Annotated in this window: 19 protein-coding genes; 10 read left to right on the top strand and 9 right to left on the bottom strand. The window is 58.1% G+C overall.

The window, feature by feature from the left end:
- Positions 1-93: 93 nt before the first annotated feature.
- Complete coding sequence (locus ASC90_RS15265; protein WP_056542011.1) at positions 94-834, bottom strand: LuxR family transcriptional regulator; 741 nt, start codon at positions 832-834, stop codon at positions 94-96.
- A 316-nt stretch (positions 835-1,150) separates the two neighbouring features.
- On the opposite strand from ASC90_RS15265, the gene ASC90_RS15260 reads away from it, so the two are divergent.
- Positions 1,151-2,914: a glucan ABC transporter ATP-binding protein/ permease gene (locus ASC90_RS15260; protein ID WP_056542009.1), complete on the top strand. Its 1,764-nt coding sequence runs from the start codon at positions 1,151-1,153 to the stop codon at positions 2,912-2,914.
- A gap of 252 nt (positions 2,915-3,166) precedes the next feature.
- Positions 3,167-5,053, top strand: coding sequence for an MFS transporter (locus ASC90_RS15255; protein WP_056542007.1), 1,887 nt, complete (start codon positions 3,167-3,169; stop codon positions 5,051-5,053).
- Positions 5,054-5,156: 103 nt separating this feature from the next.
- Here ASC90_RS15255 and ASC90_RS15250 read toward each other — a convergent pair whose 3' ends face one another.
- Positions 5,157-5,915 carry a phosphatase PAP2 family protein gene (locus tag ASC90_RS15250; protein ID WP_056542005.1) on the bottom strand — a complete coding sequence of 253 codons (759 nt, stop codon included), beginning with the start codon at positions 5,913-5,915 and terminating at the stop codon, positions 5,157-5,159.
- Between the two features lie 118 nt (positions 5,916-6,033).
- The gene (leuB, locus tag ASC90_RS15245) at positions 6,034-7,146 is read right to left on the bottom strand and encodes a 3-isopropylmalate dehydrogenase (protein WP_056542002.1); all 1,113 of its coding nucleotides are present in this window, start codon (positions 7,144-7,146) and stop codon (positions 6,034-6,036) included.
- Between the two features lie 179 nt (positions 7,147-7,325).
- Here leuB and ASC90_RS15240 point away from each other — a divergent pair, with 179 nt between their 5' ends.
- Positions 7,326-8,258: a pyridoxal-phosphate dependent enzyme gene (locus ASC90_RS15240; RefSeq protein ID WP_056541999.1), complete on the top strand. Its 933-nt coding sequence runs from the start codon at positions 7,326-7,328 to the stop codon at positions 8,256-8,258.
- Positions 8,259-8,315: 57 nt separating this feature from the next.
- Here the strand turns inward: ASC90_RS15240 and leuD are convergent, their stop codons facing one another.
- The 3 genes from leuD to ASC90_RS15225 all read right to left on the bottom strand — a co-directional run bounded on the left by leuD (position 8,316) and on the right by ASC90_RS15225 (position 9,853).
- Positions 8,316-8,924 carry a 3-isopropylmalate dehydratase small subunit gene (gene leuD / locus ASC90_RS15235; RefSeq protein ID WP_056541996.1) on the bottom strand — a complete coding sequence of 203 codons (609 nt, stop codon included), beginning with the start codon at positions 8,922-8,924 and terminating at the stop codon, positions 8,316-8,318.
- A 134-nt stretch (positions 8,925-9,058) separates the two neighbouring features.
- Complete coding sequence (locus ASC90_RS15230) at positions 9,059-9,484, bottom strand: glyoxalase/bleomycin resistance/extradiol dioxygenase family protein (RefSeq protein ID WP_056541994.1); 426 nt, start codon at positions 9,482-9,484, stop codon at positions 9,059-9,061.
- Positions 9,485-9,610: 126 nt separating this feature from the next.
- On the bottom strand, positions 9,611-9,853 hold the full coding sequence (locus ASC90_RS15225) for a hypothetical protein (RefSeq protein ID WP_056541991.1): 243 nt from the start codon (positions 9,851-9,853) through the stop codon (positions 9,611-9,613).
- Positions 9,854-9,965: 112 nt separating this feature from the next.
- Between ASC90_RS15225 and ASC90_RS15220 the strand changes: the two genes are divergently transcribed.
- Together ASC90_RS15220 and ASC90_RS15215 are read left to right on the top strand one after the other, a co-directional pair.
- The gene (locus tag ASC90_RS15220) at positions 9,966-10,874 is read left to right on the top strand and encodes a CoA ester lyase (RefSeq protein WP_056542621.1); all 909 of its coding nucleotides are present in this window, start codon (positions 9,966-9,968) and stop codon (positions 10,872-10,874) included.
- A gap of 11 nt (positions 10,875-10,885) precedes the next feature.
- Positions 10,886-11,092: a DUF1737 domain-containing protein gene (locus ASC90_RS15215; RefSeq protein ID WP_056541988.1), complete on the top strand. Its 207-nt coding sequence runs from the start codon at positions 10,886-10,888 to the stop codon at positions 11,090-11,092.
- Positions 11,093-11,103: 11 nt separating this feature from the next.
- Here the strand turns inward: ASC90_RS15215 and ASC90_RS15210 are convergent, their stop codons facing one another.
- Complete coding sequence (locus ASC90_RS15210; protein ID WP_056541986.1) at positions 11,104-11,541, bottom strand: metallopeptidase family protein; 438 nt, start codon at positions 11,539-11,541, stop codon at positions 11,104-11,106.
- Positions 11,542-11,704: 163 nt separating this feature from the next.
- Between ASC90_RS15210 and ASC90_RS30025 the strand changes: the two genes are divergently transcribed.
- The 5 genes from ASC90_RS30025 to bfr all read left to right on the top strand — a co-directional run bounded on the left by ASC90_RS30025 (position 11,705) and on the right by bfr (position 18,492).
- The gene (locus tag ASC90_RS30025; protein ID WP_056541983.1) at positions 11,705-12,655 is read left to right on the top strand and encodes a hypothetical protein; all 951 of its coding nucleotides are present in this window, start codon (positions 11,705-11,707) and stop codon (positions 12,653-12,655) included.
- Positions 12,639-14,111: a DNA polymerase Y family protein gene (locus ASC90_RS15200; protein WP_280138329.1), complete on the top strand. Its 1,473-nt coding sequence runs from the start codon at positions 12,639-12,641 to the stop codon at positions 14,109-14,111. Before ASC90_RS30025 ends, ASC90_RS15200 begins: the two co-directional genes overlap by 17 nt.
- Positions 14,108-17,557, top strand: coding sequence for an error-prone DNA polymerase (locus ASC90_RS15195; RefSeq protein ID WP_056541980.1), 3,450 nt, complete (start codon positions 14,108-14,110; stop codon positions 17,555-17,557). The genes ASC90_RS15200 and ASC90_RS15195 overlap by 4 nt, the downstream gene beginning before the upstream one ends.
- A gap of 109 nt (positions 17,558-17,666) precedes the next feature.
- Positions 17,667-18,041, top strand: a complete 375-nt coding sequence (locus ASC90_RS30020) for a (2Fe-2S)-binding protein (protein WP_082519932.1) — start codon at positions 17,667-17,669, stop codon at positions 18,039-18,041.
- Entirely contained in the window at positions 18,007-18,492 is a 486-nt protein-coding gene (gene bfr / locus ASC90_RS15185) for a bacterioferritin (RefSeq protein ID WP_056541975.1), read from the top strand. Before ASC90_RS30020 ends, bfr begins: the two co-directional genes overlap by 35 nt.
- Before the next feature lie 39 nt (positions 18,493-18,531).
- Here bfr and ASC90_RS15180 read toward each other — a convergent pair whose 3' ends face one another.
- Positions 18,532-19,053, bottom strand: coding sequence for an RNA pyrophosphohydrolase (locus ASC90_RS15180; RefSeq protein WP_156392963.1), 522 nt, complete (start codon positions 19,051-19,053; stop codon positions 18,532-18,534).
- Between the two features lie 24 nt (positions 19,054-19,077).
- Complete coding sequence (locus ASC90_RS15175; protein ID WP_056541969.1) at positions 19,078-20,268, bottom strand: divergent polysaccharide deacetylase family protein; 1,191 nt, start codon at positions 20,266-20,268, stop codon at positions 19,078-19,080.
- Positions 20,269-20,307: the final 39 nt, after the last annotated feature.

Below are 20,307 nucleotides of genomic sequence, written 5' to 3'. Positions count from 1 at the left end.
AAACGGGCAATGCTGCACCCGCGAAGAGAAGTCTTAACGCGCTGTCACGAAAAGTTCAATTTCCTGAACAACGATAGATGGGAAATTCTCTGACTACGTAATGAGGCCATGACGAAAGGCCACGGCAACCGCGTGTTGTCTGTTCTTTGCTTTCAACTTGTCCTGCAGGCCGTTCATGTACCAGTCAACGGTATGATTGGAGATCTTGAGAAGCTTTCCGATCTCCACCGAGGTCATGCCTTCCGCCAAGAACTGCAGTATTTCCATCTCCCGGCGCGTCAGTCTGGCGTCGATACTGGAGACATTTTCAACTGCCAGCGCCTCTCCACCGAGCTCCAGAAGCCGCCAGAACGCTTTCTGCGCAACGGCGCCGAGGAGCGAAATTTCGACCGGAGAGAGTTCTACCGGGCTCCCGCTGATGCTCATATTGCCGAGAATTCCGTTCCGCCCCTGGATCTGGAAGACATAGCCGTCCTTCAGTCCATACCCTTGGGCGTCAGCCATCATCTGCTCCATGCGACGATGGTGCGGATCCTTCCGGAAAGCCGCCAAACTGTCTCTCCAGCGGAACGGTCTTTGCGCGTATGCGAGATAGCGAACGGTCGGATCGATCAGAGCATACTTCTTCAAGAGATAATTTTGCGGCCATTTCTCTGGCCAATGAGCAGCAAGGGGCAGGTTACTGTGCTCCGCATTTGGCCTCGAATGTCTCAGCAGTCCGTAATATTCGAAGCCGTAGGAACGGATGACATGCGCCAATTCGTTGACCACGGCTTCGGGCTTTCGACATTCCTCCAGAACCACAAGCAATTGGATCAAATAATGAATATTCACAGAAAAGCCCCTGATCCGCCGGCGCGCAATGAGGTACGCCAGTCATCGGCACAAGCCGTAATGGTAAACGATTTATCGATACAACTAAAATGTCAGTGCGACGTATATTTAATGGTGTGCCACTACGGCGCTACAACGCAAGCAGAAAGTAAGAATTACAATTTTTCTCCGGTAAAATTTCCGCCTCCCACTGCGGGAAATGTATCGCTGTCGACGATTCCGGATGTCACTTGAACGTCCCGTTAATCGCCGGTTCAGGTAGATTTTTGTAGCGTCGCAACATCCGCTATTTCGCAGATGCACAAGAGGTACCGCCGTGTCGCTATTCAAGGTCTATGCAAGAGCTTTGCGCTATCTGGGCGCCTACAAGCTCCGCGTATCCCTCGTCGTTATCGCCAACATTGTGCTCGCAGCGATTACCATCGCCGAGCCGATCCTGTTCGGCCGCATCATCGACGCGATTTCCGGCAAAGGTGACGTCAAGCCTATCCTGTTCATGTGGGCAGCATTTGCCGTCTTCAACACGATAGCGTTCGTTCTGGTGGCCCGCGAGGCTGACCGGTTGGCGCATGGACGCCGTGCGACGCTGCTGACGGAGGCCTTCGGGCGCATCATCTCGATGCCCCTCTCCTGGCACCACCAGCGCGGCACCTCCAACGCGCTGCACACACTTCTTCGTGCGTGTGAGACGCTGTTCGGCCTGTGGCTGGAATTCATGCGCAATCACCTTGCAACAGCCGTGGCGATCGCCATCCTGATCCCGACCGCAATGTCGATGGACCTGCGCCTTTCGGGCGTGCTGGTGGTGCTTGGTATCGCTTATTGGCTAATTGGTCGCCTCGTCATGAGCCGCACCAAGGATGGCCAGGCGTCTGTCGAGAACCACTATCATACGGTTTTCTCGCATGTCAGCGACTCGATCAGCAATGTCTCGGTGCTGCATAGCTACAATCGCATCGAGGCCGAAACCAAGGCACTGAAGTCGTTTGCCGACCGTCTTCTTCAGGCTCAGTACCCTGTGCTCGACTGGTGGGCCCTGGCGGGTGCGATGAACCGCATGGCATCGACCATCGCCATGATGATCATCCTGGTCATCGGCACTCTCATGGTACAGGCTGGCGAGTTGCGGATCGGCGACGTCATTGCCTTCATCGGCTTTGCAAATCTGCTGATCTCGCGGCTCGACCAGATGCGCCAATTCGCCACGCAGATCTTCGAAGCACGCTCCAAGCTCGAGGACTTCTACACTCTCGAAGACTCGGTCCGCGAACGCGAGGAACCTGCCGGCAATGCCGATATCAGGGAAGTAAAAGGCGAAGTCGAGTTCCGCAACGTATCGTTCCGCTTCGGTAACACGGCTCAGGGCTTGCACAACGTGTCGTTTACCGCCAAGGCTGGACAGACCGTTGCGATCGTCGGTCCGACCGGTTCTGGCAAGACCACGATGATCAACCTGCTTCAGCGAGTCTATGACCCGGACAACGGCCAAATCCTGGTCGACGGCCACGATACGACAAAGGTGACCCGCAAGTCGCTGCGCCGCTATATCGCAACGGTATTCCAGGATGCCGGCCTGCTCAACCGTTCGATCAGCGACAACATTCGCCTTGGCCGGGAAGGTGCGTCGGATGAAGACATGCGCCGTGCAGCAGAAGCCGCCGCCGCCGCCGACTTCATCGAAACCCGCGAAGATCAGTACGACACCCATGTCGGCGAACGCGGCAACAAACTCTCGGGTGGCGAACGCCAGCGCGTAGCCATTGCCCGCGCCATCCTCAAGGATGCTCCGATCCTGGTGCTGGATGAAGCGACGAGCGCGCTCGACGTCGAAACCGAAAACCGCGTCAAGGCTGCGATCGACAATCTGCGTCAGAACCGCACCACCTTCATCATCGCCCACCGTCTCTCGACGGTCCGCGAGGCCGACAAGGTTCTTTTCCTCGATAGCGGCCGCATCGTCGAGGAAGGCAGCTTCGCTGAGCTTAGCCAGAGCAACGGCCGTTTCGCTGCCCTGCTGCGTGCCAGCGGCATCCTGACGGATGAAGAAGTCCGCAAGGCCCACACGACGGAAGCCGCCTAAAAAAGCAGCAAGACAAGCGATCGATCGAAGCCGGATGGTGCTGCCATCCGGCTTTTTTTGTCCGGCTGACACCTTGCGCCCGTTCGGTAGCAATCGCCTGTGAAGGCATTAGACTAAAGTCATAATCCCAAAGCCGCTCTCTTTATGAGGGAAATTTTCTGCCACAATCCCGTCAGGCGAACCGCGATTCGGGGAATGCTTTGAGGAGAGTAGAGTCGCGCGCCGCGTTTCATCATCTGTGGAGGACAGAACATGGCAAATGTCGCAAGCGTCGACGGCACGAAAGCCGGCCCGATGACGAGCGAGGAGAAGAAGGTTATCTTCGCCTCGTCGCTCGGTACGGTTTTCGAATGGTACGATTTCTATCTTTACGGTTCGCTCGCCACCTATATCGGGGCGACCTATTTCACGCAGTACCCTGAGGCCACGCGCAACATCTTCACGCTGCTGGCGTTTGCCGCCGGCTTCCTGGTACGCCCGTTCGGCGCACTGGTATTCGGCCGTCTCGGTGATCTCGTCGGACGCAAATATACATTCCTGGTAACGATCCTGATTATGGGTATGTCGACATTCCTTGTCGGTATCCTTCCGGGTGCCGCAACGATCGGCATCGCGGCACCGATCATCCTGATCGGTCTTCGTCTGTTGCAAGGCCTGGCACTCGGCGGCGAATACGGCGGGGCTGCAACTTATGTGGCCGAACACGCACCCAACGGGCGCCGCGGCTACTTCACCTCCTGGATCCAGACCACCGCAACGCTCGGCCTCTTTCTGTCGCTGATCGTCATCGTCGGCGTCCAGTTCCTGATGGGCAAGGAAGCATTCGCTGCTTGGGGCTGGCGCATCCCGTTCCTCCTTTCCTTCGTGCTTCTCGGTGTTTCCGTCTGGATTCGTCTCAAGATGAACGAATCGCCGGCATTCCAGAAAATGAAGGCTGAAGGCAAGGGTTCAAAAGCGCCGCTGACTGAAGCCTTCGGCCAGTGGAAGAATGCCAAGATCGCGCTGATCGCGCTTCTCGGCGCAACAATGGGTCAGGCAGTCGTCTGGTATGGCGGCCAGTTCTACGCGCTGTTCTTCCTGCAGAATGTGCTGAAGGTCGAGCTTCAATCGGCAAACATCATGGTTGCGATCTCGCTGATCCTCGCAACGCCCTTCTTCGTCGTTTTCGGTGGCCTGTCCGACAAGATCGGCCGCAAGCCGATCATCATGGCCGGCTTGCTGATTGCAGCAGTCACCTATAATCCGCTGTTCAAGGCCATGACCTGGACAGCAAACCCGGCACTTGCCGAAGCCCAGGCTTCGGTCCGGGCAACGGTCACTGCGGATCCGGCTGACTGCAAATTCCAGTTCAACCCGACTGGAACGTCGAAGTTCACCAGCTCCTGCGACGTGGCGACGGCCTTCCTGACCAAGAACTCGGTGCCTTACGATGTCGTTCCGGGCCCGGCTGGCCAACCGGCGACAGTCAAGATTGGCGATGAAACGATCACCAGCTTTGACGTCATCGCGGCCGGCGACAAGGCAAAGGGCTTGACCGCAGCGTTCGAAAAGAGCGCCAACATAGCCCTTCATGACGGCGGCTACCCGCTTAACCGTGGCGCCATCAAGGTTCCGGACGCCAAGCTGGACGCCTTTATTGCCGCCAATCCTGAGCTCGCACTGAATGCCGAGGCAGTCCGCGCCGGCACCAAGGAAACCATGCCCGCCGATAAGCTGGTGGCGGGCAAGCTTCTGACGGCAGATGAAGCGAATGGCGTCACCGACATGGCGGTCTACAACATCGCCGGCGGTGGCACTTTCGCCATGACGGCCGATCCGGCCCGGGTCAACTGGATCGGCACGATTGCCATCCTGTTCGTGCTCGTTTTCTACGTGACGATGGTCTACGGCCCGATTGCAGCGCTGCTGGTCGAACTCTTCCCGACACGCATCCGCTACACCGGCATGTCGCTGCCCTACCATATCGGCAACGGTTGGTTCGGCGGCCTTTTGCCTGCAACGGCCTTTGCAATGAGCGCCGCCACCGGTGATATCTACTTTGGCCTCTGGTACCCGATCATCTTCGCATCCATCACGCTGGTGATCGGCCTTATCTTCCTGCCGGAAACGAAGAATCGCGATATCCACGCAATGGATTGACCGCCAGGAAATCACACCGATGAAGCCCGGCGCTCACAAGGCGCCGGGCTTTTCATTTGTCAGAGGGAACGTCTTTCGCTCCATACCGGTGTAAGAAGTGGGCTCAGAAGAGCCGGCTCAGTCTCGGTGTTGGCCAACCGTCACGGCCGACTGAAAAGAGAATCCCGAAACGGGCAAGCAGAATAGAGATTGCGAAAGCAAACCAGACGCCGAGTGCCAGACCGGCCGCTACGTCGCTCGGATAGTGAACGCCTATGATGACCCGCGTGGCGCCGAGCCACAAGCCGATACCGATGAAGACGAGCCGGAAGCGCGGAAAGAGAAGGGCCAGCGCCATGAAGAGTGCACCGATGTTGGTCGAATGGCCGGACGGGAAGCTCTGATGCAGGAAATCCCAATTGAAGGGCGCGAAGCTGAAGATACCTTCCTGGTCGTAAAGCAGCGGCCGTGCCCGACCGATTGCGAACTTGAGGATATTAGCGACGACGCTGGCAAGCGCCACGGACAGGCCGACATAGGCTACCATCTGTCCCAGATAAACCATTCGGAACTGCGAGCGAACCTTCCATAGCCGGCGATGGACAAGATATCCAGTGATCAGGACCGTACACAGAGCGGCAAGAATCCAGGCAAGCCTGCCGATATCAGTCACATCGCCAGCAATCGAAACCAGCGGCGGCGCGAGGCTGTTGGCTGCCTGACCCAACGGTCGATCCAAGACGAAAAACGCAATGGCGACGATATTGATCGCTGAAAGCGTGAAAGCCATCCAGGGGACGCGACGATGAAGCGTGCGCCGTGCATCGTAGCGCTTGCGCAGACGACTCCAGACGTTCGGTTTAGGATCGATGGTCTCGTGCATTCCACTCCTGCTCATTTCTCATTGAAGAACGGAGATAGGAGAAACCTGAACTGCCTTCAAGCAAAGGCCCTTCGTATCTGTCGATGCGAAGGGCCAAAAGCGTGTTTCACGTGAAATATCAGGCAGAAAGAGCCTTGAACTCGGCCAGGATCGCCTCGCCCATCTCCACAGTGCCGACCTTCGTGGCGCCTTGCGCCATGATGTCTGCCGTGCGGATGCCCTTGTCGAGCACGTTCGCAATCGCCTTCTCGAGATTGTCGGCTTCGGTCACCATGTTGAAAGAGTAGCGCAGGCACATGGCGAAGGAGGCGATCATGGCGATCGGGTTTGCAATACCCTTGCCGGCGATGTCAGGTGCCGAACCGTGAACCGGCTCGTAGAGCGCCTTGCGCTTGCCGGTCTTCCCGTCAGGCGCACCGAGCGATGCCGATGGCAGCATGCCGAGTGAGCCCGTGAGCATGGCCGCAACGTCGGAAAGCATGTCGCCGAACAGGTTGTCGGTGACGATGACGTCGAACTGCTTGGGCGCACGAACAAGCTGCATGCCACCGGCATCCGCCAGCATATGCTCGAGCTGAACATCGGAGTACTTGGCCTTGTGGGTCGCGGTGACCACCTGGTTCCACAGCACGCCCGACTTCATGACATTCCGCTTTTCCATCGAGCAGACGCGATTGCCGCGGGTGCGTGCCATTTCGAAGGCCACGCCGGCGATACGCTCGATTTCGTAGGTGTCGTAGACCTGCGTATCGATGCCGCGCTTTTGTCCATTGCCGAGATCGATGATCTCCTTGGGTTCGCCGAAATAGACGCCGCCCGTGAGTTCGCGAATGATGAGAATATCGAGACCTTCGACCAACTCCGGCTTCAGCGAAGAGGCGTCTGCAAGCGCCGGATAGCAGATGGCAGGACGCAGGTTGGCGAACAGTTCCAGATCCTTGCGCAAGCGCAGCAGGCCGGCTTCTGGGCGCACTTCATAGGGAACGTCATCCCACTTCGGGCCGCCGACCGCGCCGAAGAGAACGGCATCCGCCGCGAGCGCCTTCTGCATGTCTGCTTCGGAGATCGCCGCCCCGTGCGCATCATAGGCGCTGCCGCCCACCAGACCTTCGTCGGTGAGGAACCCGGCCTTCATCGCCTCATTCATGTAGGCAATGATCTTGCGGACCTCACCCATGGCCTCGGGACCGATGCCGTCACCCGGCAGCAGGAAAAGATTGCGCGCTATCATGGAAAATCCTCCGCGGAAAAACAAGTTGCGGCTTATTAGCCTTCGGGAAACGGCATTTCAAGCGAACAACAGGTCGTTTCGGTACGCTTCACGATACCGAGCGTTCTATCTGCGCGAGTTGACCGCGGGGCCAGAGCGGGTAACAAGAGGGCATCGCGACCGCTATCTGGATATCACCGATGCCCACTCCACCTCTTCATCTCGACACACCGCTTTTTCGCACCCCAGCCGCTTATAGCGCCAGCAACGCGCCGCTCTGGTTGAAGCTCGACGCCCTGCAGCCAGCAGGAAGCTTCAAGCTGCGCGGCGTCGGCAAGCTCTGCCAGCATGAGGTGGAAAACGGCGCACGAGAAATCTTCTGTGCTTCAGGAGGCAATGCCGGAATCGCGGCCGCCTATGCTGGGCGTGCGCTTGGCGTACCGGTAACGATCGTTGTGCCGGAAACGACGTCCGAAGAGGTGCGCCAATCGATCGAAGCGACCGGCGCTACCGTTCTCATCCACGGCTCCGTCTTCGATGAGGCAAACGCCTACGCCGTCAAGATCGCGGAGGAGCGCAAGGCCGCTTACGTACATCCCTTCGACCATCCGCTTCTCTGGGAGGGACACGGCACGCTGATCGATGAAGTCGTGGCAAAGGGTGCCAGCTTCGATTGCGTAATCGCCAGTGTCGGCGGCGGCGGGCTGCTTGCGGGAATTGTCGCCGGCCTCAAGCGCAACGGGCTGTCGCATGTGCCTGTCATCGCGGTCGAAACCGAAGGCGCCGCGTCCTTTCATGCGAGCATCGCGGCAGGCGAGCGCATCACCCTGCCCGCCATCACATCAATCGCCAATTCGCTGGGTGCGCGCCAGATCGCCCAGCATGTGTTTGATCTGCCGAAGCACCATCCGATTGAAAGTGTGACGGTCACCGATGCCGAAGCTGTCGCTGCCTGCCTGAAATTCGCCGATACCTATCGGATCCTGGTCGAACCTGCATGTGGTGCTGCATTGGCTGTGGCGGACGCTCATCCCGACATTCTCGCACGCTTCAGCAACCCACTGATCGAGGTCTGCGGCGGCATTGGCGTTTCGCTGGAGAAATTGAAAGTGTGGAAGGAGCAAATGCTCTGAAAATCAGGCAAAGAAAAGCCGGGCAGAACCCGGCTTTTGATGCGGCATTTTCGAGTTTCAAGCGGCCCAGGGGCGCGAGGCCGCGTTCGACTTTTCGAAGCTGTCGATCGACTTGCCTTTTTCCATCGTAAGGCCGATGTCGTCCAGGCCGTTGAGTAGGCAGTGGCGCTTGAACTCGTCGAGATCGAACTTGATCGAACCGCCATCCGGACCGGTGATTTCCAGGTTTTCGAGATCCACCGTGAGAATCGCGTTCGAACCGCGAGAAGCATCGTCCATCAGTTTGTCGAGATTTTCCTGACTGACCTTGATCGGCAGAATGCCGTTCTTGAAACAGTTGTTGTAGAAAATGTCGGCGAAGCTTGTCGAGATGACACAGCGGATGCCGAAGTCGAGAAGCGCCCAAGGAGCGTGCTCGCGCGAAGAGCCACAACCGAAGTTATCGCCGGCCACGAGGATCTTGGCATTCTGATAGGCCGGCTTGTTGAGCACGAAATCCAGGTTCAGGGATCCGTCTTCGTTGTAGCGGGCTTCGGCAAAAAGACCCTTGCCAAGACCGGTACGCTTGATCGTCTTCAGGTAGTCCTTCGGAATGATCATGTCGGTGTCAATGTTGACCACCGGCAAAGGGGCGGCAACGCCCGTCAGCTTTACGAATTTGTCCATGACCCAGTCTCCAATCTCAGCAGACGTAACTTTTGTTGATCAGCGTTTAGTCCAGTTTTCGGCCGAAATGAAGGAAAATCTGCATCAAGCGGCTGGCCTCTTCGCAGACACGGGATGGCCAGCCGCCTCAGGATTTACGCCTTGACGGGCGCATTGATCGCCCAGCCGACACCGAATGGATCGCGAAGCTGACCGTAGCGATCGCCCCAGAACATCAACTCGACGGGCATGACGACCTCGGCTCCCGCAGCAACCGCCCGATCCCACCAGAAATCGATGTCGTCGACAACGAGTTGCAGAGTGAAACCCTGATGCTTCTGGAAGGGGTGGCCATGCTCCGGGTACGCATCGCTGAGCATCAGCGAGCTGCCATTCACATAGAGGTGGACATGCATCGTCCTCCCGTTTTCGTCAGCTGGGACGACGAATGCCTCTTCGGCGCCAAAAGCGCGCTTGTAGAATTCCGCAGCCTTCAGGGCTCCGTCGACCGTGACATACGGCAACAAACCGCCCTTGACAGGCGGCAACTTCATTTGGCTGGTTTCCGGTGCGCTATCCATGCTTGACCTCCATTCGCGTGATTATGAGGGCAGACAAAATGCTGCCGCTTCAAAGACGCGAGAGGATTGGCAGAGCCGACAGTTTCCGTAAATTTTTCCGAAGAAAATTCGGATCTGATCGCAAGATCAGAGATCGATGATCGTGCCGCGCCCGTCGTTCCAGATACGCATGGTTTCGCCAGAATGGGGCTTGGCGTTTGACGTGGCGCGGACCGGCGCCGGTTTCATCTTCAGTGAAAGCGCGCGGCCGACCATGAGCACCGTCAAAATGCCGCCGACGGCGAGCGTCACCGAAAAGGTGAGAAGCGCCAAGGCAACGAAGGCGGTGATGCCTGCGAGCAACAGGAAGATGGAACGGATACTCTGCATGGGTTTGAACCTTTCTTTGGAAAGGAAAGTGGTCCTTCTCTGCTTTTTCTGCAAGGCAAGCGTGGCTTTTTGTTGTCTTGCCACCCATCACAAAGCTTGGCACATATTCGTGATGACCCGAAATTCTCCCACCCGTTCCATGAGCTTGCGCCGTTCGGTGCTAAGCGTTCCGGCTGTCAACATCCGCGCTCTGGAAAAGACGTATTCACTGGATTGCGACGCCGTGATCTTCGATCTTGAAGATTCAGTCGCACCTGAGAGAAAAGCCGAAGCCCGGGAAAACCTAAGGGCATTTTTTGCCGCCACGCCGGCAAAAGACCAGGAGCGGATCATTCGCGTCAACGCACCTGCTTCCACCTTCGGAAAGGCAGATATGGAGCTTGTCCTGGCACTGGAACCGGATGCGGTGCTTCTGCCGAAGGTCGACGAACCACAGGATGTCTTATCCGTCAGCGACCGTCTTGCCGATGCCGATGCGCCGGAAAGCTTGCGCATCTGGGCGATGATCGAGACGCCGCGCGGCATACTGAATGCCGCCGCGATTGCCGAAGCAGGCCGAACGCCAGGCTCAAGACTCGACTGTTTCGTCGTCGGCCTCAACGATCTGCGCAAGGAAACCGGTGTCCTGCCGCAACCGGGCAGAACCTACCTTGTGCCCTGGCTGATGCAGGTCGTTCTTGCTGTGCGCGCCTATGGCCTCGATGCGATCGACAGCGTCTTCAACGATTTCAGGGATGCCGAGGTCTTCGATGCCGAATGCGCCCAGGCCCGGGCTATGGGTTTCGACGGCAAGATGCTGATCCACCCCGCGCAGATCGAGGCAGCCAATCGGCATTTCGCGCCTGATGCGTCGGCGATCGCCGAAGCGGAAGCGATCATTGCCGCCTTTGCTGATCCGGAAACCGACGGGCTCAATGTCATCAATTCCAATGGTCGGATGATCGAGCGGCTACATCTTGTCCAGGCGGAAAGTCTGGTTCATAAAGCCCGCCTGATTGCAGGACGCCAAACGGCGAAGTGAAAGACGATTTTATGAAGCTCTACCGCCTTCTGACCGGCCAGGACGATGCCGCCTTCTGCCACCGCGTGACCGACGCCCTCAACAAAGGCTGGTCGCTGAACGGATCGCCGGCGCTGACCTTCAACGCCCAGACCGGACAGGTCATGTGCGCCCAGGCGATCATCAAGGACGTCGAAGGCAAGGACTACCACCCGGACATGAAGCTCTCCGAGCAGTAATAGTGGGCCGCCTATCGCTCCACGGCTTCCTCGGCGCTTTCCTCGATCCGCTCCATGTCGTCGTCGCTGAGACCGAAATGATGGCCGATCTCGTGGATCAGGACATGGGTGATGATATCGCCCAGCGTCTCGTCATTCTCGGCCCAGTAATCGAGGATCGGGCGCCTGTAGAGACGGATGCGGTTAGGCAGCTCGCCGGTTTCCAATGTAAACCGCTCGGAAATCCCGCGGCCTTCAAAAAGACCGAGCAGGTCGAACGGCGTTTCCAGCGCCATGTCCTCGAACACCTCGTCATCGGGGAAATCCTCGATTTCGATCGTCAGATCGGTGGTCAGCGAACGAAACTCATCTGGCAGATGGCTGTAGGCTTCCATTGCCAGGGACTCGAATGTACTGATCGTCGGAGCGTGGCGATCCCGCCAATTATCGCTCTGGTCTATGCGGGCCATAAAAATTCCCTTCCTTTGCGGCCCATATAGAACCTTTGCGGTCGATTTTCGAGAGCGGAATCAAGGACAGGAATAAATTCATAGGAAACGACTGTTGACTCTTCAGTCGACCTCTGGAATCCATAAGAACATAACAGGAACATTTGAAATTTGGAGTGACGTCATGGCACAGTCGGCCGTGACGCGCGAGCGGCTTTTTGCGCTCCGCGAAACCATTGCAAAACTTGAAGGAAAACCCGCGCCGGCCTTGGCGGCAGCGGAGAGCCAGGCTTTGGGTGAAACTGATCTGGGTGGAGAGGAAGCCGAAAACGCGCTTCGTCTCCCGCTCGGAATACCCGCTCTCGATGAGGTCATGGATGGCGGCGTGCCACTGGACGGCCTGACGGAAATCCGCACGCAGTTGCTGCGCCATGCAGGCTCGAGCAGCGGCTTCGTGCTGGCGCTTGCCGCCATGCTGCAGCGACAGGATGAAGAGAACGGGCACCGGCCACTCCCCATCCTATGGATATCAGACAGGGTCGCCTCGATGGAGGCGGGGCGACCCTATGCCGTAGGCCTGCAGGATTTCGGCTTGAGGCCCGGGCTATTTATGCACGCAACCCCACGCAAGCTGGAGGATGCCCTTTGGCTGGCGGAAACCGCCATTGAAAGCGGCGTCTTTCCGGCAACCATTTTCGAGGTCCGCGGCAATCCGAAATCGTTCGGGCTGACGGAAAGCCGACGCTTGAACCTGCGGGCAAAGACCTCCAGGCGCCCACTTTTCCTGTTGCGACAAGCCGGAGAGGAAGAGGCCAGCAGCGCTTTCTTCCGTTTCCTTGCCGAACCCGCGCCGGCCAAGGCGCGGCTCTTGCCGGGTGGCTCGATGCTAGGCGGCAGCATCGGCAATCCAATTTTTCGCCTCACCCTGGAGAAGAGCCGCAATCCGGCTCCTCTCTCCCTTCTTCTGGAGTGGAATCCCCATGACCGCCGGTTTTTCCCTGTCCGCCAATCAGCCGACACTCGCTTTCCAGCCGAGCGCGCAGCGCATTCTGGCGCTAAGCTTCCCGCACCTGCCAACCGATCGGATCGCCAGGAAGAAATGGGGCCCTTCCTGGCGTTTGCGCGCTCGTCCTGAGGCGCCGCCGATCGTATGTTCCGGTCGCTTTGCCAATGCCATGCGGTTGACGGCGCTGGATGAGGCGGCGGAAGCGATCAACCTTAGGAAAAGCATGGGTGTCGGCGAAGCCCGCGCCATCTATCAGACGATCGAGGTGATCGAGGAAGATCCTGCTGCCGATCGGCGCTTTCTCGAGGGAATCGCCGACTGGTGCGACCGATATACGCCGCTGGTCGCCCTCGATGGCAAGGATGGCCTGTTTCTCGATATCACTGGCTGCGCCCATCTGTTCGGCGGAGAGAAGGCGCTTCTCAGGGATATTCTTTCGCGGCTGCTGCAGATAGGGCTTGATGTCCGCGGTGCCATTGCCTCGTCGCCTGGCCTCTCATGGGCCGTGAGCCGCTTCGGCCAAGGGGGGGTCATCGAAGCGGATGAGGCAGAACAGGTAATTGCCCCCCTTCCCGTCGGCTCGCTGCGCCTTGCCGAAGATACCGTCGCCGCCCTGACCAAGATGGGCCTGAAATATGTTGGCGACCTGCTGGAAACCCCGCGCGCCCCGCTTGCCCGCCGCTTCGGAACAAGCGTGCTGCTAAGGCTGGATCAGGCGCTTGGAATGGATGAAGAACCGATATCGCCGCGCCGGCCCGTTGCAAGCCTCTCGGCCGAGCGCCGCCTGATCGAACCAATCGGCGCGGAGGAAGATATTCTTGATCTCGCCGGTCAGATCGCAATCTCACTGAAACCCTCCCTGGAGGCCCGCGGCGTCGGCGGCCGTCTCTTCGAGCTCGTCCTCTTTCGTGTGGACGGCAGGGTCTTCCGCATTGCGGCAGGGACGGCCCGGCCGCTGCGCGAACCCAGGCGGATTGCGGCCCTGTTCGCCGAGCGCCTGCAGACCGTGCACGACGACCTCGATGCTGGGTATGGATTTGAAATCCTGCGTCTCAACGTCCTTCGCCACGAGACTTTCGATACGACGCAAAGCGATTTCGAAGGCCATCAGCAGAAGGATGCATCGCTCACCGTCTTCGTCGATCGCGTCTCTGCTCGTCTCGGCGCCGATTGCTTGCAGACCTTTCAGCTGCGTGAGAGCCATGTGCCGGAAAGAGCGGTCCTTGCCGTATCCGCAATCGATGCCCTTTCGGGGCTGAAAGCTCGGCAGGGCAATCCTCCACCGTCGCGCAGTGAAAGACCCGTGAGGCTCCTGGAAAGACCGGAACCGATGGACGCCTTTGCCATCGAGGTGCCGGACGGTGCGCCTGCCAACTTTCACTGGCGTCGAATGCGCCATCGCGTCGTCAGAAGCGAAGGACCGGAGCGGCTTGCCATGGAATGGTGGATCGACGGATCGGATGCGGCTGAGCGGGACTACTTCCGTGTCGAGGACGATCAGGGACATCGTTTCTGGATCTATCGCGAAGGCCTTTATGGACGCGACGCGACACAGCGCTGGTTCATGCATGGAATGCTCGCATGACGTCGGGCTTTTTCGAGATCGGCGCCAAGACAAATTTCTCGTTTCTGGAGGGCGCTTCCAAGCCCGAGGAGATGGTGCTGCAGGCGGCGGTCCTGAAAATCGGAGGCCTTGGCATTGCCGATCGCAACTCGGTTGCGGGCGTGGTCAGGGCGCATGCCCAGGCAAAGGCTCTCCGGAAGAAATTCGAGAGAAAACAAGATGGACTTCTGGAAAAAGATGAAAAGCCCGAAGACATTATCGAGCCGGTCCTTCTGCAGCCCGGCGCCCGCCTCGTCTTCTCGGACGGAACACCCGATATTCTTGCCTACCCGCACAATCGCGAGGGATGGGCGCATCTATGCCGCCTTTTGAGCGCCGGCAATCTGCGCGCGGAAAAGGGCAATTGCATCCTGATGGAAGCGGATCTGTCGGAATTTGGGAGCCAGATGATGCTGGCTCTCGTCCCCGATCTGGCGGTTGCCGATGATCCCCGTCTTTATCAAGCATTCGAAGCCTGCCTCGAACGCCTGCGCGACCGCTTTCGCGAAAAGCTCTACGTGGCGATAACGCCCGCCTATGACGGTCGAGACAAACGCGTGTTTTCCGTACTTGCCATGCTTGCTGCCCGAAATCGCGTGCCTCTGATCGCCACCAATCAGCCGCTCTATCATGAGAGCGCGCGCCGCCCTCTGTCCGACATCATGACGTCGATCCGGGAGCATGTGCCGATTCCAGAAGCCGGGTTTCTTCTGGCGCCGAATGCGGAGCGCTATCTGAAGGACGAGCGCGAGATGACCCGTCTGTTCAGGGACTATCCGGATGCTGTTTTGAACACTGAGACGTTCTTTTCCAAATTGTCGTTCCGCCTCGACGAACTGGAGCATAACTACCCGGATGAGAACGACGAAGGCGAGACGGCTTACGAAACCCTGGAGCGCCTGACCATAACAGGGGCAGCTCGGCGCTTTCCGAATGGGGTCACGGCCAAAATCCAGGAGCAGATCGATTCCGAGCTGAGCCTCATCAAGGAGAAGCAGTATGCTCCCTATTTCCTGACAGTACACAGGATCATCATGCATGCGCGATACGAACTCGAGATTCTCTGCCAGGGGCGCGGCTCGGCTGCCAACTCGGTCATCTGCTATTGCCTTGAGATCACCGAGGTGAATCCGGAGAAAAGCACGCTCCTGTTTGACCGCTTCATGTCCACCGACCGCGACGAACCACCTGATATCGACGTCGATTTCGAGCACGACCGGCGCGAAGAGGTGATCCAGCATATCTACCAGCGGTACGGCAAGGAACATGCCGGCTTGACGGCTGCCGTGACCAGCTATCGCACCCGCTCCGCCGGCCGCGAAGTCTCGAAGGCATTCGGTCTTTCGGAAGACATCCAGTCGGCGATCGGCAGCCTGGTCTGGGGCTGGTCGGATGGTGCTCTGACGGAGCGAGAAGCCAAGGCAGCTGGCCTCGATACGAAGGACCCTGTGACCAGCAACGTCCTGAAGTATGCGTCCGAGCTTCTGAGCTTCCCCCGCCACCTCACCCAGCATGTCGGCGGCTTCGTCATCACCCGCGATCGGCTCGACGAGGTCGTGCCAATCATGAACACCGCCATGCCGGGCCGCTACATGATCGAGTGGGATAAGGACGATCTCGACAATTTGAAAATCCTCAAGGTCGATGTTCTGGCGCTCGGGATGCTGACCTGTCTGCGCAAGGCCTTCGACCTTCTGCTGCTGCACTACGACGTGAAGAAGACACTGGCCGATCTCGGTAATGACACGCATGAGGACGAAGAGCCGGTTTACGACATGATGTGCCGGGCCGATACGCTGGGCGTCTTCCAGATCGAGAGCCGGGCGCAGATGAGCATGCTGCCGCGCCTGCGACCAAGAGCATTCTACGACCTCGTCATCGAGGTCGCAATCGTCCGGCCAGGCCCCATTCAGGGCGACATGGTCCATCCCTATCTGAAGCGAAGGGAGCAGAGCAACCGCGATATTCCGATCGAGTATCCAAGCGAGGAGTTGAAAGAGGTGTTGAAGCGAACGCTGGGTGTCCCACTTTTTCAGGAACAGGCCATGCAGATCGCCATCACCGCGGCGGGATTCAAGCCTGCTGAAGCCGATCAACTGCGTCGTGCCATGGCGACCTTCAAACGGACTGGCACCATTGGCGGCTTCGAAAAGCGCTTCATCGACGGGATGACGTCCAAGGGAATCTATTCCCCGGAATTTGCGCAGCAATGCTTCAACCAGATCAAGGGTTTCGGGGAATATGGATTCCCGGAAAGCCACGCCGCATCCTTCGCCCTTCTCGTCTATGCCTCCTCCTGGATGAAGGCCTACTATCCTGACGTCTTCTGTGCGGCGATGCTGAATTCGCAGCCGATGGGATTTTATGCGCCTGCGCAATTGGTTCGCGATGCAAGGGAACATGGTGTGCAGGTCCGGGCGGTCGACATCAACTGGTCGGACTGGGATTGCTTACTTGAGGAAACGGTTTTCGATAAAGCCAGGATCGATTTCCGCCACAAGGACATGAAGGACGTCATTCAAACCAAAAGAGCCGTCCGTCTTGGCTTTAGACAGGTCAAAGGCCTTTCCGAAAAGAGCGTGGGAGACAGACTGATCGCAAGCCGGGGGACCGGTTACACATCCATCCGTGATCTCTGGCTGCGCTCAGGCCTCGACAAATCGGATATGGAACGGCTGGCGGACGCCGATGCATTTGGATCAATCGGGCTGTCCCGGCGCGAAGCCCTTTGGGCGGTGCGGGCACTTGACGTGAAGGGGGCGGCAGAAAGGCTGCCGTTGTTTGATCAGGCAAGCCATGTAGACTTGCAGGTCGAGCCAAAGACGAATCTGCCCCAGATGCTGCCCGGCGAGCAGGTTATCGAAGACTACCGCTATCTCTCCCTATCGCTTAAGGCGCACCCCGTTTCATTTCTGCGCGAGGAATTTCATAAGATCGGCGTCACGCGCAGTGTCGATCTTTTGAACATGACAAACGGCAAATGGGTAACGATTGCCGGTCTGGTGCTGGTGCGTCAGCGCCCGGGCTCTGCAAAGGGTGTCATCTTCATGACACTTGAAGACGAGACGGGCGTCGCAAATGCAATCGTCTGGCCAAAAACATTCGAGAAATACCGGGCAATCGTCATGGGAGCTCGACTGGTCAAAATAAGAGGCAAGCTCCAAAGCCAGAGCGGCGTCATCCATACCGTCGTTGATCACATCGAGGATCTGACTTCTTCTCTGGGACTGCTGCACAAGGAGGCACAACGTTTTGGCGCGTGCGATCGTGCCGACGAGGCGCTTAGACCGACGGCTGATCCAAGACAGAAGAAGACGGTGGACATGCTCGAAAAGATCGCAATGAAGAAGCGGATTCTGGCGGCGGACGATCGAGCAAACGTTTCGGAAACAGCCAAGGTCATGCCGAAGGGGCGTAACTTTCATTGAACCGCGTCCCGGTAGGGGCGCCGAGCAAACCAGCGGAGGCGAATCAACTCTCTCACCGCAATTTGAACAGGCGGTGGACTGGGTCAGGTGATTTCGGCGATATTTTTTCTTGACAACAATCATCTTCTTTAGCAAAAAAGACGATAGTAATTGTCATGTTTGGAATGAAGACGTGCTTGTCTGCAGCTGTAACTACATAACTGACACAGAAATCCGAGAAGTCATCAACGAACTTCTTAACGATGACTGTTGGCAGCTTATCGTACCTGCAAAAGTCTACCACGCCATGGAAAAACGTGGCCGCTGTTGCGGTTGTTTCCCGAACGTGGTCGATTTGATCATTCAGACAACAGAGGAATATCACGCCCGTCGCCACTCGACGGAAGCCGAAATATTTGATTTCATGTCCCGCCTCAGAAACTTCCATGAAGAAAACAGGAGAGCGGACATTGAAAGGCGACAAAAAAGTCATCGAGCGGCTTAACGAGGCCCTCTTTTTGGAACTTGGTGCTGTCAATCAGTACTGGGTACATTACCGTCTCCTTGAGGATTGGGGCTACACAAAGCTCGCCAAAAAGGAACGCGCAGAGTCCATCGAAGAGATGCATCACGCCGACCATTTGGTCGCGCGCATCATTTTCCTCGAAGGACATCCCAATCTCCAGACGCTCGCACCGCTTCGCATCGGCCAGAACGTAAAGGAAGTCCTGGAAGCCGATCTCGCCGGCGAGTATGACGCGCGCGCCGCCTACAAGAAATCGCGCGACATCTGTCATGAGGCGGGCGACTATGTTTCCATGAAGCTGTTCGAGGAACTGCTGGCCGACGAAGAAGGCCACATCGACTTCCTTGAAACGCAGCTGGAACTGCTGGGGAAAATCGGCGAAGCCAAATACGGACAGCTCAACGCCGATTCCGCCAACGAGGCCGAGTAACACATTCGCGAGGATTCGGCCGCTCAGGCGGCCGGATACTCATTCGGACACATTCACCTCCGGCAAATGCCGAAACTCGCTGACCACCTGGTCGTAGACCGCTCTTTTGAAGGGTACGATCAATCCCGGCAGGCTCTCCATCGGCTTCCAATCCCAGGCATCGAATTCGGCTGAGTGGCCACCGGGTGGTGGATTAATCGCAATCTCACTCTCGTCACCCTCGAATCGAAACGCGAACCAGCGCTGCGTCTGGCCACGGAACTTTCCCTTCAAACCAATGCCTAGCAAATGCGGCGGCAGATCGTAGTTGATCCAGTTCCGGGCTTCGGCAAGCAGCGTGACGGTTCGCATGCCTGTTTCTTCGTAGAGTTCTCGATAGGCGGCATCGAGCGGATCCTCGCCCTTGTCGATCCCGCCCTGTGGCATCTGCCAGAGCTGCGGCGAGCCGTCATACTCGGAATTCTCTTCGGCAATGCGCCTGCCCACCCACACAAGGTTTTGTCGGTTGAGGATCATCACGCCGACGCACGGGCGATAAGGAAGATCTTCAGCTTTGATCATGCGTTGCTCATCGGGCATCCGGATTCACGGCTTTCTTGGATCATTGGTTAAGGCAGCGACGCCGACGATCTCGATTCCACGCATCGCCGCTTCCTCCGTCCATTTGGAGATTGCATCGATACTCTCGTCGAATGCGGAGGCAACCCCAATGGCCTGCCCGTTGCGCTTTGCGACACGCTCAAGCTCGTCCAACTTCTGCAGGATGGCGTTCACGTCCAGTTGCCTGTCCAATTGAACATCAGCGAAGGCATAGGGCAATCCTGTCCCCCTGGCGATCACGGAGGTCTTGGACTGCGCTGACGTCCCGTCATCGAGAAACAGCAAGCCCCGCTTGCTGATATCCCGCATCACCGGCTCGATGGCATCGGGATTGGACAGAAAACGCGCGCCCTGGTAGTTCATGATACCCGTGTAATTGGTAATCTCGCCCATCACACGATGGAGGCTTTCGATGTTCTGTGCGACGGGTTTCGATGTCAGCAACGTATCGGGACCTGGATCGTTCGCCGGATAATCGAACGGCTCGAACGGCACCTGCAGCAGGATCTCGTGGCCGCCGCGCCGCGCATCCTGCATCCACCGCTGCAGGCTGTTGCCGCTGGCCGCAAACGCGAATGTGATCTCTTCCGGCAGCTGCTGAATGGCGCGCTGGGTTCCCGTTTGGCTGAGGCCCAATCCACTGACCACGATCGCTATTCGCGTCCCGCGCGCGCCCGACCAGGGGCGCGCATACTGATCCATCGGTCGGCGCCCGTCTGGACCCACAACCGGCAGCCGGCCGTTGGGTGTGTCCTCCAGCAACGCATCGTTCGGGATCGCAGCCATCCGGGAATCCTGCCCAAACTGCATGGCATCCACCAGAACAGGACCGTTTCCATCGCGCGCTTTGGGGCTGTATTTGGTCACGACCGACCCGTCGCCTGCAACCATCTGCTCGACGTTCGCGCCCGATTGAGGGTCCGATCGCGGCATCCCGGCGGCGACGGAAGACGACGGCGCCGGCTGTTGTGTCTCGGAAGGCGGCGCGGTGGTCTGCTGCTGAAGCGACGGCTTCGCTTCCTTCAAGTCGTCGTCACGAAAGGCGGTGTAGATCGAGAACCCACCGATAAGGATCAAGCAGCCGCTCGCGGCAATGCGGCCCAAACGCAGAATGCCCGGTTTCTTCCCCGTCGGCTTGCGGTTCTGTCCCAAAGGCGCGTGTAGGTCCGTACCCAATCTTCTTCCTGCTCCGGCATCAGGACAGCAAAAAGGCGT

This window comes from Rhizobium sp. Root1220, assembly GCF_001426265.1.
In the GTDB taxonomy this organism is placed as follows: Bacteria; Pseudomonadota; Alphaproteobacteria; order Rhizobiales; family Rhizobiaceae; genus Rhizobium.
Note: the sequence above shows the minus strand (reverse complement) of the source record. Positions and strands in the feature narration are given on the sequence as shown.